The sequence below is a fragment of the Streptomyces argenteolus genome, assembly GCF_042902585.1.
In the GTDB taxonomy this organism is placed as follows: Bacteria; Actinomycetota; Actinomycetes; order Streptomycetales; family Streptomycetaceae; genus Streptomyces; species Streptomyces argenteolus.
In genome coordinates, this window is record NZ_JBIBEG010000004.1 from 163,346 (window position 1) to 178,262 (window position 14,917).

Consider the following 14,917-nt stretch of genomic DNA (forward strand, 5'->3'; position numbering starts at 1 on the left):
CAGTGGTCCTCACCGCCGGAGGTACGAGGCAGGGACCTGCTCAGGGGTAGGAGACGACCGTGGAGGGAACCGTGGAGGTGCCGGCGGGCACCGTCGAGGCTCCGGTGTCGTTGATGACGTGCTGGTAGTGGCCCTGGCCGCCGAGAGACACCACCAGGAGGCTGTGGAACTTCACGCCCGGCTTGACGGGTACCTTGAAGCCGTGGTCCTGGACGATGGCCGGGTCCACGTTGTAGTTGCAGTAGCTGCCGAGCCCCCACGCCTCGTGGGTGTTCACCGAGTCGTCGACGCGGTAGGCGGCGTACCCCTTCGTGGAGCCGTTCTGGATGGCCGCCTGGTCGGGGGCGTCGTACGCCTTCTCGTTCTGGTAGAAGATCGTCCGGCCGCGCTCGCCGTACCACTCCACGTCGTACTTGTTGAAGTGCTCGACGAACAGACCGGTGGCCAGCACGTCGTCGCCGTGGACACGAACGCCGTAGTCGGCACGGTTGGTCTCCCAGCCGACCCCCTCTCCGTGGTCGGCGCGCCACACCCAGGTGTGGTCGATGATCGCGTCGTCACTGTTCACGACCACGCTCGTGGTGGCCTTGCCCGCGCCCGCGCCGCCGACGCGGATGTACACGTCCTGCACGGTGGTCGGGTTGGCGGCGTGGTCCGCGGAGGAGTTCTGCGGGCCGAGTTCCAGCAGCGTCGGCGAGTTGACCGGGCCGGCATCGATCAGGAAGCCCGCCAGCTTCACACCGTCGACGTCGGCGACCTTCATCGCGGTGACGCCGTTGTCCGGGATGATCGTGGCGAGACCGAGACCGAGCACGATCGTGTCGGCCCGGTTCACGTTGATCGTCTGGTCGACGTGGTAGACGCCCGGGGTGAACAGCAGGTGCAGGCCCTGGGTCAGTGCCTGGTTGATCGTTGCGGCTTTCGTGCCCGGCTTGACCACGTAGAACCGGCTCAGCGGGATCGACTCGCCCTTCGGTGTGCCGTTCGCCCACGTCGTGCCCCGGGCGTTGGTCCGTTTGGCCGGCGCGAACACCTTGTACTCGTTGCCGTCCAGGTAGAGGTACGGCTTCTCACGTGAGATCGGCGTGGTGTCGAGCGTGGTGTAGCGGGGTTCGGGGAAGCCGGTGGCGGGAGCGCCCTCGACGCCGGAGAAGGTCTGGTTCCAGACGGAGTTGGACCAGCCGCCGATGGAGCTGTCCCGGGTGTACCACTGCTGCTGCGAGTAGTTGCCGATCTGCCCGTCGACCTTGGAGTCGGCGATGTAGCCACCGCTGGCCCAGCCGTACCCGTTCGGCGCCAGGTTCAGCGCGCCCTTGACGTGCATACGGCGGAAGGACGAGGCCTGCGAGACGGCCCAGCGGTTGGTGCCGTTGGCCGGGTTGAGGGTCAGGCCCTCCGCGCCGCGCCAGAAGTTCTGTGTGGCGTTGCCGTTGAACCAGCCCGCGTCGACGGTCACGTCACCATTGATGGTGGTGTCCCCGGGCTTGAGACCCAGGCCGGCGATCTGGGTGTAGAAGCCGATCTGCGCGTTGAGGTTGTCGTACGTGCCCGGCTTGAACAGGAAGGCGTGCCGGCCCGAGCCGAACTGTGCCGACTCCTGCTCCTGGAAGACCTGGTCCAGCTTGGCCTGGATACCCGGCGTGGACGGGTCCACGACGTGCACGTTCGGGCCGAGGTCGCCGCCGCCCGGCAGGGTCGCACCGCCGTCACCGCCGCCGAACACCTGGAACTCCCACAGCGAGTACCCGTAGCCGGTCGCCCGCGTCACACCCTGCATACGGACGTACCTGGCCGTGCCGGACACGGCGATGGTCTCGTTCCCACCCGCCCCGGTCGCGGTCGAGTACGCCGTAGACCAGTTCGTTCCGTCCGTCGACAGCTCGATCCGGTACCCCTTGGCGTAGGCCGCCTCCCACCGCAGCACCACCTGGCTGATCGCGACGGAGCTGCCCAGGTCGACCTGCAGCCACTGGCCGTCGGACGCGGCGCTCGACCAGCGGGTGCCGAGATCCCCGTCCACCGCGCCGGCCGCCGCGGTCCCGTAGTGCTCCTGGCTGGACGCCGTGACCGGCTTGCCCTGGGACAGAAGTACGGGAGCCGCCTGCGCCGTCGTCGCCGGGACGACCGAGAGAAGCGTGGCGGCCAGCGCGGTGACGACCGCAGCAGTCAGACTGCGCCGCACCCGCCCGGAGGCGGGTGGTGGAGCAGTCACGGGCATGCCAAATATGGACATGGAGGAAACTCCTTGAAGCGAGAGAAGCGCATGGGAGAGCGCTCTCCCGACCATGCCGCCCCCTTGGCGCGCGGTCAACATCCCCGACACGACTTTTCTTCCGTCTTGAGTTAACCCTTGTTTTTCATCTTTCGCGGCTACGGGTTCCGTAGCCGCGCAGCGCCGAAGCGGCGCTGAGGCAGAACGCGCTGGTGGGAGACTGTCGGCGCGAGTCCTGCGGCCCTGCGCCGGTCCTCGCGGACCTGCACGGCGCGGGGTTCACGGCCCGGGCCTCGCAGGCAGGACCAACAGCTGCCACGTTCTCGTGTGCCCGGGGACCGTTTCAGTTGAGCTCGACTCCTGTCTCCTGCGCGAGCGTGTGCAGAAGACGGTCCTGGAAGACCCCGTCGTGCACGGCGGGGTGGGGCTGCTGCCGCTCACGGTGATACCAGTAGCCACCCGTCGTCATCGCCTCCGGGTCATCGCCGACCGCAAGCCATTGCTGGGTCTGATGACCGAGCACCAGATCGGCCGGCGCGCCCGGGCCGCCCATTTTCGTCGGCACCCAGCCGGGGTCCACGGAATTGCTCGGTGTGCCGGGCCGCAGCCGCGCCACCGTGGCCGCGAGGGTGGTCACGAACAGCTTGCTGTCCGCGTACGAGCCAGGGCTGAGTCCCTGCCAGTCGACTCCGTCGACGGCGGGGCGTCCGCTGAAATGGGAGCCGCTGCTCAGATACACCAGCCGGCCGGGCAAGGGCATCAGAGCCGTCAGCAGGTACGGGGCGACGACGTTGACGGGCATGACGGCCGGTCCGCTCCACACCCCGGCATTGTGGATGACCGCGTCCAGCGGTGCGACCTCGCGGAGTTCGGCGGCCATGCTCCGCACGGCATCACGGTCGGCGAAGTCGGCGACCACCAGATCGGCCCCCCGGGCCACCAAGTCACCCATTTCCTGCGCCCGCGCAGGGTTGCGGGCGTGCACCACCACCTGGTGACCGCAGGACAGCAGGGCGTCCGCCACCGCTCGCCCGAGCCCATCGGCAGAACCCGTCACCAGAATTCGGCTCATGCCCGCACCATCCTCCGCATCGACGTCAGGAACCGCGATCCGCGCCTCCGTACAGTCCGACGCTACGGCCGTACAGGCAGGGCAGGGATGCACCGGTATTACACCCCTCATCCGTGACTCGGTCCCGCCACGCCGGGCCGGTTTCCTGGAGTCAGCGGCATCCGCGGTACCCGTAGGTGACAGCAGCCCCCACCTCCGCGGCCTCCCCGATCGCCCCGAGGACAGACCTTGCTCAGCCCCCTCGCCCGTATGGCCCCCGCACTGGCCTTGGCCCTGGCTGCGTCCGCGTGCGCCACGAATCGGACCACGCCGTCGTCCGAGCCCTCCAGCCCGCCCGCGTCCCCTGCGCGTCACCCGACCACGGCCCAGGAAACGACCCCCGGTACTTCCGACAGGAGCACTGCCATGAACCTCCACCTGACGATCGACGGTCACCGGGTCGACGCCACCCTGAACGAAAGCGCCACCGCCCGCGATCTGACCGACCTGCTGCCGCTCACCCTGGAGACGGAGGACTTCCACCGGACTGAGCGGATCGCCCACCCGCCCCGCACGCTCGACACCACGGGCGCACCCGCGGCCTCACGGCCGAAGGCGGGCGACCTCGCCTACTACGCCCCCTGGGGCAATCTGGCCTTCTTCTACCGCGACGGCGATCACTCCCCGAGCCTGATCATCCTCGGGCGGCTCACCGACCCCGGCGACATCGACCGGCTCGCCGGAGCGCAACACATCCGCATCGAAGCTGCCTGACCCCTCCCCCCGCGCCGCCGAGGCAGTGCGTCTGAGCCTTGGCCGCCCTGGGTGTACCGACCGCCGCGGTCGTCGCCGGCCCCCCACCCACCACCGGACAGAACTCACCGGTCCGGCTGTGCACGCGGAAGATCCGCGGCCTGCGCAAGGCCGGGCCCTGTCACGGGGCCCGGAAAGGTCCCGCTGCTCCAGGTCGCCTCGGGACTCGTGCGGTCGCAGGCCCCGCCATCGGCGGACACACGGCCGACAGGCGCCCCATGCCCACCTCGATCAGCGGCGCCGCATGCACCACGATCACGGCGCCGCCCCATGCCCCTGCCGCTGATCTCCCTGTGCGGCCCCTGCTCGCTTTCGCGCTGAGTACAACATGCCGACAGGCGTGTCGATAACATTGGATAGGATGCCGACACCGGAGTCGTCAACTTTTGGCAAAGCTGGCGGGCTCCGTCGTCATGCCCCATCACCTTCCCTACTCGGAGAATCCGTGTTTCTCGCCCTACGCGATCTGCGCTTCGCTCGCGGTCGCTTCGCCCTGATGGGCGCGGTCGTCGCGCTCATCGCCGTGCTCGGCGTCCTGCTGTCCGGACTGGCCTCCGGTCTGGCTGATGCCGGCATCTCCGGTCTGCGCGCGCTGCCCGTGACCCACATGGCCTTCGACGAGAAGGCCACCAGCGAGAAGTTCTCTCGCTCGACCGTTGAAGAGCAGGACTGGCGGGCGTGGTCCACGGCCCCGGGCGTGGAGCGCGCGGAGCCGTTCGGGAACACCCTGGCCAATGCCCAGGTGACCCAGGGCGCCAAGAAGGGCGAGCAGGTCAACCTCGCCGTCTTCGGCATGGCCCCGGACTCCGCCCTGGCCCCCAGCCCCAGCACGGGCAAGGGCCTGGACGAGGGCAGTGCGGGCATCGTCATCACCCAGGAGATCGCCGACCTGGGCGTGGCGGTCGGCGACGTTCTGACCGCGGACAGGAGCGAGGTGCGGCTGAAAGTAGTGGGCCTGGTGGACGAGACCGTCTCCTACGGCCACATCGGTGTCGCCTACGCCGACCTCGACACCTGGCGCCACCTGCACTACGGCCTGCCGGGCGACCTGCCCGAGGCCGCGAGCCGACAGGCCACAGCCGTCGCCCTGACCCTGAAGCCCGGTACCGACGTCGCCGCCGTGGAGAGGGCGACCGCGACCCGGGCCGAGACCAAGGAGGCCACCTTCGACGCGTCCCCCGGTTACGCGGCCGAGTCGAGCACCATGGCCCTGATCAAGGGCTTCCTCTACGCCATCTCCGCCCTGGTCGTCGGTGCGTTCTTCACGGTCTGGACCATCCAGCGCAAGGCCGAGATCGCCCTGCTCAAGGCGCTCGGCGCCCCCACCGGATACATCCTGCGCGACGCGCTCGCCCAGGTCGTCGCCGTGCTCGTCGGTGCCACGGCCACCGGCACCGCCGTCGGCCTGGCCCTGGGCAGCGCGATGATCGGCAAGGCCCCGTTCTCCCTGTCCGCCCCGGCCATCGCCACCTCCTCCGGCCTCCTCATCGCCCTGGGGACCGTGGGGGCCGTCGTCGCCGTCCGCCGCATCACCGCCGTCGACCCTCTGACCGCCCTGGGAGCCACGCGATGACCACACCCGCCTCCGACTACCACACCGCCGCTGACACCGTGAACCCCGGCGGGCTGCGCCTGGACGACGTCACCCTCACCCTCGGCGACGGGGACGCCGCCGTCACGGCCCTCGACCACGTCGTCCTGAGCGTCGCCCCCGGCGAGTTCGTCGCCGTCGTCGGCCCCTCGGGTTCCGGCAAGTCCAGCCTCCTCGCCGTCGCCGGCGGCCTCCAACGCCCCAGCTCGGGCACCGTGCACATCGCCGGCACCGAGCTGACCGCCCTGCCGGACAAGGAACGCACCGCCGCCCGCCGACGCCACATCGGCTTCGTCTTCCAGCAGTCGAACCTGCTGGCCTCACTCACCGTCCTGGAACAGCTCCTGCTGCCCCTGCACATCGACGGCCGGCTCGACGCCGCGGCACGGGCCCGCGCCGTCGAACTCGTCGAGGCCGTCGGGCTCGCCCACCGTGCCGCCTCCCGGCCGCACCAGCTGTCCGGTGGCGAGCGCCAGCGGGCGGGTCTGGCACGGGCCCTGATGACCTCCCCCGCCGTCCTGCTCGTGGACGAACCCACCTCCGCGCTGGACCGGGTCCGCTCCGCCGAAGCGGTACGGCTGATCGCCGAGCAGACCCATGAACGCGGAACCGCCACGGTCATGGTCACTCACGACACGGCGATAATGGACGTTGCCGACCGGGTCCACGAGATGGTCGACGGCCGCCTGTCCTGACCGGCGCCGTAGACCGGCCCCTCGCTCCCGGCCCCGTCCGCCACCCAGGAGCTCGCCCGCATGCCGAAGATCACCGCCTCCACCGTCGCCGAGCACCGCGCCCAGCAACGCGAGGCGCTGATCGAGGCAGCGATCGACATCCTGGTCAACGAGGGCGCCGCCGCCGTCACACCGGCGGCGGTCGGCGCCCGCGCGGGACTGGCGCGCTCCAGTGTGTACCAGTACTTCGACTCCTCGGCCACTCTCCTGTCCACCATCACGGAAGAAGCCTTCCGACGATCCAACGAGGCGCTCGCCCACGCCCTGGCCACCGCAAACAGCCCGCTGGAACGCATCGAGGCATTCTTCAGGGAAAGTCTTCGCCTCGGCGCCGAAGGGGCGCACCGGCCCGCCGCCGCCCTCATGAACGCCGGCCTTCCTCCGGTCTGCCAACAACGGCTGATGGAACTCCACCTGGAACAGGTCGAACCCTTCCGCGCCGCCGTCCGACAGCTCGGCGCTCCTGAACCCGCGCTCACGGCCGACCTGATCGCCGGGATGCTGCACACGGCCCTCGCAGCGGTCGAACACGGCACCCCCCTCGACACGGCCACCGAACGCACCCTCGCGCTCGTGCGCCGCTGCCTCACCCCCACCGCCGACGTGGTGCCCAGTTCGGACACAGGGCGCTGACCTCACGGTCGCCGCACCCCCTCCGCGCAGACCAGCGCTGAAGCCCGGGTCAAAGGCAGCCTCGTCACGGACCTCGTAGCCGTCAGCGGAGCCGGGCGACGGCCGCGCCCATGAACCGGGCGTCATGTATCGGCGGGTCCAGAGCTGCCCGGCGCGATCGCAGACGGCCTTTCGGGCCGGCGCGTGGGGGCATTCATGACGGTGGGCCGGACCTCGATCCGGCGCCGGGAGCCGACGGGCCGACCTGCCCGTCCCGAGCACCCGTACGGACTCTGGGCAAGCGCGTGTTTCTGATCACCGCTGCCCCGCCCACAGGGCCGCCGTCCCGCAGCACTCCCTGAACTACCCGCCCCCGGGCCGCGGCCGCCCGGTACGCCACGCCAGGGCGGCCGGCGCCGCGGCCGGAGTGCCCGCGCTCGCAAGGCGCAGGTCTCGCGGTGTGATCAGATGCGGACCGCCGCGTAGAAACTGCCGATCGTACTCATCGACTCGATGCGGACGTAGGCGCCCGGGTAGGGGGCGTGCAGGACGTTGCCGCCGCCGGCGTACAGCCCGACGTGCGAGTTGCCACTGAAGAAGACAAGGTCGCCAGGCTTCAGCTGGCTCTGTCCGATGCGGGTGCCCTGGTTGATCTGGGTGTACGTGGTGCGGGTGATCTCGACACCGGCCTGGTGGTACGCCCATTGGGTCAGGCCCGAGCAGTCGAACGAGTTGGGGCCCGTGGTGACGGAGTGTGAGTACGGCATCCCGATCCGCGTGCTGGCCGCTTGGAGCGCTGCGGCACCGAGGCCGGACGCGGCGACCTCGTTGCCGAGGTCGAGCCTCCCACCCGCATCACGGCTGGCGCGCTGCTCCTTCTCGGCGAGCTCGGCGCGCTCGGCCACGGTCAGGGTGTTCAACAGGTGCTGGGCAGCGGCGAGCTTGGCCTGGGACGCCTTCTTGCTCTTGCCGAGCGCCTCACGCACCTCGGCGAGTTCGGCGAGCTTGCCCTGGGCCTCCTTGCGCTCCTGCGCGAGGGAGCGCTGCTTGGCCTGGATCTTCTGCAGAGACTCGGTCTGCCTGGCGGTCAGGCCTTCCAGCGCCGACGCCTGGTCGAGGAAGCCGTCCGGGTCCGAGGAGAAGAAGAGCTGTACGGAGGGGCTGATGCCTCCGGAGCGGTACTGCGCGGTTGCGATGGACCCGAGTTCGCTCCGCAGCGCGTTCAGCTCTTCCTGTCCGCGCGCGACCTTGTCCTGTACCGCGCTGACTTCCTTCGTGAGCTTGTCCTGCTGCTCCTTCGCTCCGTTGTACTTTTCGCTGGCCTTCTCGGCCTCCGAGTAGAGCTTGTCGACCTTCGCCTTGACCTCGCTCTTGGTCGGCTTGGGGTCGGCGTGGGCTCCCTGAGCGGACAGGGCGACAGCGGCGGCGGCGGAGGCGGTGATCACGGTCACGCGGGCACGGCTCGGCGCTTTGGGACGACGGTGGGACGCCACGGAGGCGAACTCCTTCTCCTCGAGCCGTCCACCGGGCCGCGGAGGAGCTGAATGGCTGGCTCCAGGCACGACACGGATACGACGGCGTCTTCGCTGCCACCCGGACGGGTGATCGATCGCGCGAAGGTTCGATCACGAACTTTAGTGACCATTTCGTGATGGGAGCAATCTCCGCCAGGAGAATCGCGAGGTCCGGAAGGTTTCTTTACTCACCATGCACAACGCGTAACGGCTACTTGACAGTTCGCTTGCGCCGATGGTCACGACACCCGCCGCGTGGTCCAGTTCGCGTCCCGCACCGCCGGCTGCCGTTGACCCACTGAGGAACGGATGACTGAAGTCGTACTCTGAACAGGCGAGTTGGGTCGGCGTCCAGGACCTTCGCCGCCCTCACCGCCCCCCGAAGCCAGCGCTCGGGCTCGCCCCTGACGCCGACGGGGACGAGAGCTGGTCAGCTGCTGTACAACGGCACGTGCCGAACCGCTCCCCAGGCCGGCTCAACAACTGCCCAAGCCGTCCTCTTCGAAGCACAACGCGCCTGGGCGCCGACGACGACGCCCCAGTTTCCGGAGCGTTGAGCACTCGGAGAGGGGCAGGGCTACGGTCGGCTCGCTGCTCACCTCGTCCGTCCTGTCCTTGCCGGTTGCCTTGCTCAACCCTCTCCGGTTGCCCTGCTCAGCTGGGCGGCGAGAAGCGCGACAGTCTTCTCCCCCGCTCGCTGTCTGATCAGCCCCTCTTTGGCAGCGGCACGAAGCCAGACCTCCGAGTGGTCGTCATCGGCCTTCAGCACGCGCGCGGTCACCACTACGGGATTCAGACCCCCGGCACCGCCGCTGGCGACGATGCGAACAGTTACGTCCTCACCAGCGCGAACCGCAAGGGGCTCGATGATGTGGCCCGCCTTCCCGAGCACGTCGGAAACACGCTTCACCGCATCGTCGAAGGGCAAGGGAAGAAGCAGATCGACCTCGTGGACTTCCTTCCTCATCAGCTTGGCCACCACCCGGACCACGCGACCACTACCCCCACCCGCCGCGCCCAGAGCAGCAAGCTCCTCAGCCAGGATCTGGTCTTCGTTCCGCTCCACGGACCCCACCCACCACTCGTATCGATGACCGGGCCGGCACATCCTGTTCCGCCCGGCAGCCCGTGGTGACGTACGCCGGTCAAGGGGTCCTGTGCGGTGTCGGGGCGCCTGCCGAGTTCTCGGCCGAAGCCGTCCGGTGCGTAGCTGCACCCCGGGGTCCGTCGCGGCAACCGTCACTGCGGCCGCGTGTGAACCCGGGCGTCGCCCCGGGCAGCCGCTCGTCCCGCCGACCGCACCCCGCACCGAACGCGTTCGTTACGATCGGCGCATGAACGGGAGAAAAGAGCCGGTCAGCCGGCGCGAGCGTCCGGCGAAGCCTGCCCTGTCCCGGCGCTTGATCGTGGACGCGGCCCTACGGATCCTGCGGGCCGAGGGGCTGGAGAAGCTCACCATGCGCCGCCTGGCGCAAGAGCTGGACACCGGCCCGGCCTCCTTGTACGTCTACGTCGCCAACACCGCCGAGCTGCACGCCGCCGTCCTGGACGCGCTGCTCGGCGAGGTGGATCTGAGCGGCCGGGACGGAGATGGCGACTGGCGCGATCTGCTGCGCTCCGTCATCACGTCGTACACCCTGGTGCTGTTCGAGCACCCCCAGCTCGCCCGCTCCGCGCTCGTGGCCAGACCGAGCGGCGAGAACTACCTGCGGCTGGTGGAACGCATCCTCGACCTGCTGGCGCGCAGCGGCGCTCCGCGCGCCCAGGTTGCCTGGGGGGTGGACAAGCTGCTCCAGGACGCCACGGCCACCGCCGCGGAACAGTCCACTCACGAGCACGACCCGACCGCCGAGGACGACTGGAACACCACCGTGCACGCGCTGCACGCCGTGGACGAGACCACACATCCGGCGATCACCGCACACATGCCGGACCTGATCGGCGGCACGGTCCAGGACCGCCTTCGCTGGAGTTTCGACGTCCTCGTCAACGGCATCACGGGCACAGCGGTACCGCATCGAGCCGACTGAGTCCTGACCGCTCCGGCGCGCGTCGCCCGCCGCCGGCAGCGAAGCACACTCCTCGACGAACTTGTTCGCTACGAACATGTTCGTTAGGGTGGGAAGTGGCCGGAAGGACCGCTGCGACGCCATTGCGTAGCGCTGCCGCACCCGGGCGCCGACACCGATGGCCGCAGCCGCTCCCCCGGGTGCGGCCAGCTCTCCCACTCCTGCGAAGAGGTCCACCATGAGCACCACCCACTTCCCCGTCGCGATCGTCGGCGGCGGCCTCGGCGGTCTGACCGCCGCCCGTGTCCTGCACGTCAACGGCATCGAGTCCGTCATCTTCGACCTGGAGTCAGGCCCGGAAGCCCGCACGCAGGGCGGCATGCTCGACATCCACGAGGAGAACGGGCAGAAGGCTTTGCACGCCGCAGGTCTGCACGAGGACTTTCTCAAGATCGTCCACGAGGGCGGCCAGGCCGTGCGCCTGCTCGGCCCCGACGGCACCGTCCATGTGTCCAGCGAGGACGAGGGCGACGGCGACCGCCCCGAGGTCGACCGCGGCGCCCTGCGCGACCTGCTGCTGAGCTCCCTGCCCGAAGGCACCGTCCACCGGGGCCGCAAAGTGGCCGGCGCACGTCCGCTGGGCGACGGCCGCCACGAGGTCTCCTTCACCGACGGGACCGCCGTCACCACCGACCTCCTCATCGGCGCCGACGGCGCCTGGTCCCGTGTCCGGCCACTGCTCTCCGACTCCAAGCCCGCCTACACCGGCATCTCCTTCGTCGAGACCGACCTGTACGAGGCCGCCACCCGCCACCCGGGTAGCGCCGCCCTCGTCGGCGGCGGATTCTTCATCGCCCTGGGACACGAGAGCGGCTTCCTCGCCCACCACGAGACCGACGGCAGCCTCCACGTCTACACCGCGCTCAAGGCCGACGAGAGCTGGATCGACACCATCGACTTCAACGACCACATCGCCGCGAAGGCCGCCGTGCTGACTCATTTCGACGGCTGGAGCGAGGACCTGCGCGGCTTGGTCGCCGATGCGGAGGCGATCGCCCCACGACGCATCCACGCCCTGCCCGTCGGCCACCGCTGGGATCGCGTTCCCGGCGTCACACTGCTCGGCGACGCCGCCCACGTGATGTCTCCGTTCGCGGGCGAGGGCGCCAACCTGGCGATGTACGACGGCGCATCGCTCGCCCTCACTCTCGCCGCCCACCCCGGTGACACCGAGGCCGCGCTGGCCGCCTACGAGGAGGCCCTCTTCCCGCGCAGCGAGGCCTCCGCCGCCGAGTCCGCCGCCAGCCTGGACACCATGTTCGGCAAGGACGGCCTGGAGCAGATGATCGGGTTCTTCACGTCCGGCCCCGCCGGGCGGTAAGGCCCCAGCCGGTCACCAGGCGATCCGCCCCGACCAGCCCCGGAGCAGGAGCAGCATCGACGGGCGAGCGGCCGCGAGGGCACCCCTCGCCCTCCGGAGAGATGCGCGATGACGGCGACAGGACACGCACGCCCGGTGGTTCGGGTCGATCGTTCGCCGAACGGGAAACGATCTTCAACTGCCTCACGTACCCTTTTCAGCCGTCCTCGTGACTGCCTCCGGAGCGGGATGACGCTGGGTCAGCGCTGCGAGAGGTCTTCCGCTACCGAGGCACACAGGCCAGGTCGAACCACGAAACTCGTGCGCGCGGGCTGACCGCGGCATCCAGGAGGGCCAACCACAGCGCTGACCGCCACCGCGGCCCCCAGCGTCGTGTTACCGAGCGCAGGGGGAGCACGCCGCCGGTCGGGTGGGCCAGGCACGGCGAGGGATGAGGTCCGCTGCGAAAGTGAGGCGGGTGATGTGCTCGCGGAGTTCGTCGATCTCCTCGTCGTACTCGTGGGTCAGCGGGGCGCGGTGAGGCTCGCCGCGCCGACCGGCGATGAAGAGTTCGGCGCCGAGGACCAGGGGGCCCGCGCCCGGCCATGCCGAGCAGCGCGAAGGCTCCAGCCCTCACTCAGGCGTTCACGGCTGCGCTGGCTGGAAAATGATCACTCATCTGTGGGACTTCGGCATACAAGGCGCGTTTCGTGACCAGTGTCCCGGTGGCCGTCGCGGACGGCTGAGCACACAGGAAATCAGCAAGGGACGTCGACGATGAGCTTCATCCAGACCGGCAAGATCATTCTGGGATCCGACAACGCGATCGAGACGAGCGGGGGGAACACCTCGACGTTCACGCGGGTCACGTTCCCGTCTCCGTTCCCGGCGGGTTCCGAGGTCGTGGTCTTCCCGCTGACCCAGACGTTCAACGGCCCCGAGACGCCGGGCATCCGCATCCACGACGTCACCAACACGGGCTTCCTCATCCGCCTGAACGAGGTGTACGCAGGGGCCGCCAAGAGCGACGGCAAGCACACGCCCGAAACCATCGGCTGGATGGCCGCGACCGTCTGACCCCGTGCCCGGCCGGGCACGGGCAGCTCCGCTCCCTCGTTCGAGGGGCACCTACCCGGGCGCCCGCCCGCACCTGATCGGGGCGGCACCCGAAACCGGGTGCCGCCCCTCCCCCGCACCCGCCCTCGCGTCAGGCCCGCGCCGGCGCAGTTCCCGGGGGTGGCGCTCGGGCATCGGGCCGAGCGAGATCCGTTTCGCTCATCCACCGACGCGCCCCTGCCCGACGGCGCTCCGGAAACGGGGTGGCAGCCGCCCCGTCGGCCTCCACATCGTCCAAGCCACTGCCCCGCACTGCTCCTCGACGCCGACCCCACCGTCGGACGCCGCGTCAGTCAGCCTGCTCCCCACAGGATGCCGGCTGCGCGCAGATCACCTGGCGGAACTCATGCGCGCCGATCCACCCCTCCCACCGGGCTGGTCCGCGGCGGTATCGGTACGGGCCGCGCCGAGGTCACGCGCCCAAACCATTGCGGGCTCCGCCCGGGGCGGGCACCAGATCGAGCACCGGATGCCTGGAGCGGTACCCAGCGCCTCGCGCACGGCCGAAAGCTGACGAGCCTCTCACCGCAACCGCACAGCCCGCCGCATGTACGCGGCGGGCTACAGTCGTTCGTGGACCTGATCGGTGACACGGAGAGTGAGTACCCGTCCCCGCGTGCCGGGAGAAGGCGCGGTGAGCTCACGGCCGGCCAACGCCCCATCCGTCAGTGACCTCCGCCCATGGGAGCACCAGCGGCGTTGTCAGTGGTCGGTGCTAGCTTCCGGACGTGCTGGTGCGGAGATCACGGGTCTCCCCGCCGGCCCCATTTGACCCGTACTTGACAATCGGTCGTTGTCGTCACCGCCCTTCCAGGCCGGTAGCACCTCCGATGAGGGAGAGTCTTGATCAGAAGCAGCGTGTTGGTTCGCAGAGTGACCCGGACGGCGGCCGTCCTCACGGCAGCCCTCGCCCTGACGGCGACGATCGCCCCACTCACGGGCACCGCCCAGGCCCATGAAGCGGTGACGGGTTCGCTCAGCTTCAGCGGGGAGCCGGGCGAGTACATCTCCGGCGGCCAGGCCTACACCTTCACCCCCGAGACGACAGAGATGTTCGACATCTCCGGACCGACGACGGAGTCTGCGGTAGGCGCCACTGTCGTCACCCCGGAGGGCGAGCGCTGGGCCCTCTCCATGGAAGCTCCGTACGGCCAGAAACTGGTTTCGGGCACCACCTACTCCGACGCCCGTAGCTGGCCCGAGGCTCAGCCGGAGGATCCTCAGCTGCAGTTCAGCGTGACCGACAGATACTGCGAGAGCGGAACCGGTTCGTTCACCATCTCGCACATCGCGTACGGACCTCACGGCTATGTCCGTGAGGTCGACGCCAGCTTCGAGCGGTACTGCAGTGGATCGAGCCTGCCTGTACGCGGCGAACTCCACGCCCGTATGCCTGAGCCGCCCGCCGAACTCGTCATCGGCGTGCAGTTGAACCTCACCGGCACCGTGACCACCCGCACGGGTGAGATCGGCGTCGGCGGCACTGCCACCTGCAACAAGCCGGCCCGCCTCAGCCTCAACGTCAGCGCTTTCCAGACCCAGAAGCGCGGGACGGCGGCTGGCTCCCACGAAAACCTGACGGTGGTCTGCGAGCCCGGCGCTCCGGTCCCGTGGACCATTTCCTTTCCCAACAACATAGACTCCAGCGCCTCCTTCGAGCCCGGCTCAGCTGTGCTGCGCGCGACGACCACCGCAGACGACCGTGACTACCCGGCGAGCGTCACCGACTTCCAGAGCACCGACATCACGCTCACCAGACCCTGACCCCGTGGTGGGGGCGGGGGGGCCGGGGCCCCCCCGCGGGGGGCCCCCCCCCCCCCGGGGCCGGGGGGGGGGGGGCCCCCCCCCCCGGGGGGCGGGGGGGTACGGACGGGGCGGGGGAGAGGCGGGCCCCGCCCGGCGGCG

Annotated in this window: 12 protein-coding genes; 8 read left to right on the forward strand and 4 right to left on the reverse strand. The window is 69.9% G+C overall.

Translation table 11 applies throughout. The features are described 5' to 3' along the window. Window positions 1-40: 40 nt before the first annotated feature. The gene (locus tag ACFY8O_RS16705; protein ID WP_387903701.1) at window positions 41-2,218 is read right to left on the reverse strand and encodes a discoidin domain-containing protein; all 2,178 of its coding nucleotides are present in this window, start codon (window positions 2,216-2,218) and stop codon (window positions 41-43) included. 337 nt (window positions 2,219-2,555) lie between these two features. Next, window positions 2,556-3,284 carry an SDR family NAD(P)-dependent oxidoreductase gene (locus ACFY8O_RS16710; protein WP_387902835.1) on the reverse strand — a complete coding sequence of 243 codons (729 nt, stop codon included), beginning with the start codon at window positions 3,282-3,284 and terminating at the stop codon, window positions 2,556-2,558. Between the two features lie 405 nt (window positions 3,285-3,689). On the opposite strand from ACFY8O_RS16710, the gene ACFY8O_RS16715 reads away from it, so the two are divergent. From ACFY8O_RS16715 to ACFY8O_RS16730, 4 genes are all read left to right on the forward strand, one after another. Next, on the forward strand, window positions 3,690-4,037 hold the full coding sequence (locus ACFY8O_RS16715) for a cyclophilin-like fold protein (protein WP_387902838.1): 348 nt from the start codon (window positions 3,690-3,692) through the stop codon (window positions 4,035-4,037). Between the two features lie 484 nt (window positions 4,038-4,521). Continuing rightward, entirely contained in the window at window positions 4,522-5,649 is a 1,128-nt protein-coding gene (locus ACFY8O_RS16720; protein WP_387902841.1) for an ABC transporter permease, read from the forward strand. Next, window positions 5,646-6,362, forward strand: a complete 717-nt coding sequence (locus ACFY8O_RS16725; protein WP_387902844.1) for an ABC transporter ATP-binding protein — start codon at window positions 5,646-5,648, stop codon at window positions 6,360-6,362. The genes ACFY8O_RS16720 and ACFY8O_RS16725 overlap by 4 nt, the downstream gene beginning before the upstream one ends. A gap of 60 nt (window positions 6,363-6,422) precedes the next feature. Further along, window positions 6,423-7,034, forward strand: a complete 612-nt coding sequence (locus ACFY8O_RS16730) for a TetR/AcrR family transcriptional regulator (RefSeq protein WP_387902847.1) — start codon at window positions 6,423-6,425, stop codon at window positions 7,032-7,034. 443 nt (window positions 7,035-7,477) lie between these two features. Here the strand turns inward: ACFY8O_RS16730 and ACFY8O_RS16735 are convergent, their stop codons facing one another. Both ACFY8O_RS16735 and ACFY8O_RS16740 read right to left on the reverse strand, forming a co-directional pair. Next, on the reverse strand, window positions 7,478-8,506 hold the full coding sequence (locus tag ACFY8O_RS16735) for a C40 family peptidase (RefSeq protein WP_387902849.1): 1,029 nt from the start codon (window positions 8,504-8,506) through the stop codon (window positions 7,478-7,480). A gap of 652 nt (window positions 8,507-9,158) precedes the next feature. Then, window positions 9,159-9,593: a hypothetical protein gene (locus ACFY8O_RS16740; protein ID WP_387902851.1), complete on the reverse strand. Its 435-nt coding sequence runs from the start codon at window positions 9,591-9,593 to the stop codon at window positions 9,159-9,161. A gap of 268 nt (window positions 9,594-9,861) precedes the next feature. Between ACFY8O_RS16740 and ACFY8O_RS16745 the strand changes: the two genes are divergently transcribed. The 4 genes from ACFY8O_RS16745 (at window position 9,862) to ACFY8O_RS16760 (ending at window position 14,776) form a co-directional block, all read left to right on the forward strand. Further along, a complete protein-coding gene (locus tag ACFY8O_RS16745) occupies window positions 9,862-10,557 on the forward strand; it encodes a TetR/AcrR family transcriptional regulator (RefSeq protein ID WP_387902854.1) in 696 nt (231 codons plus the stop codon). A gap of 217 nt (window positions 10,558-10,774) precedes the next feature. Then, window positions 10,775-11,917, forward strand: a complete 1,143-nt coding sequence (locus ACFY8O_RS16750; protein WP_387902856.1) for an FAD-dependent oxidoreductase — start codon at window positions 10,775-10,777, stop codon at window positions 11,915-11,917. Between the two features lie 756 nt (window positions 11,918-12,673). Further along, window positions 12,674-12,973: a hypothetical protein gene (locus tag ACFY8O_RS16755; protein WP_145807231.1), complete on the forward strand. Its 300-nt coding sequence runs from the start codon at window positions 12,674-12,676 to the stop codon at window positions 12,971-12,973. A gap of 897 nt (window positions 12,974-13,870) precedes the next feature. Then, the gene (locus ACFY8O_RS16760) at window positions 13,871-14,776 is read left to right on the forward strand and encodes a hypothetical protein (protein ID WP_387902860.1); all 906 of its coding nucleotides are present in this window, start codon (window positions 13,871-13,873) and stop codon (window positions 14,774-14,776) included. Window positions 14,777-14,917 lie beyond the last annotated feature (141 nt).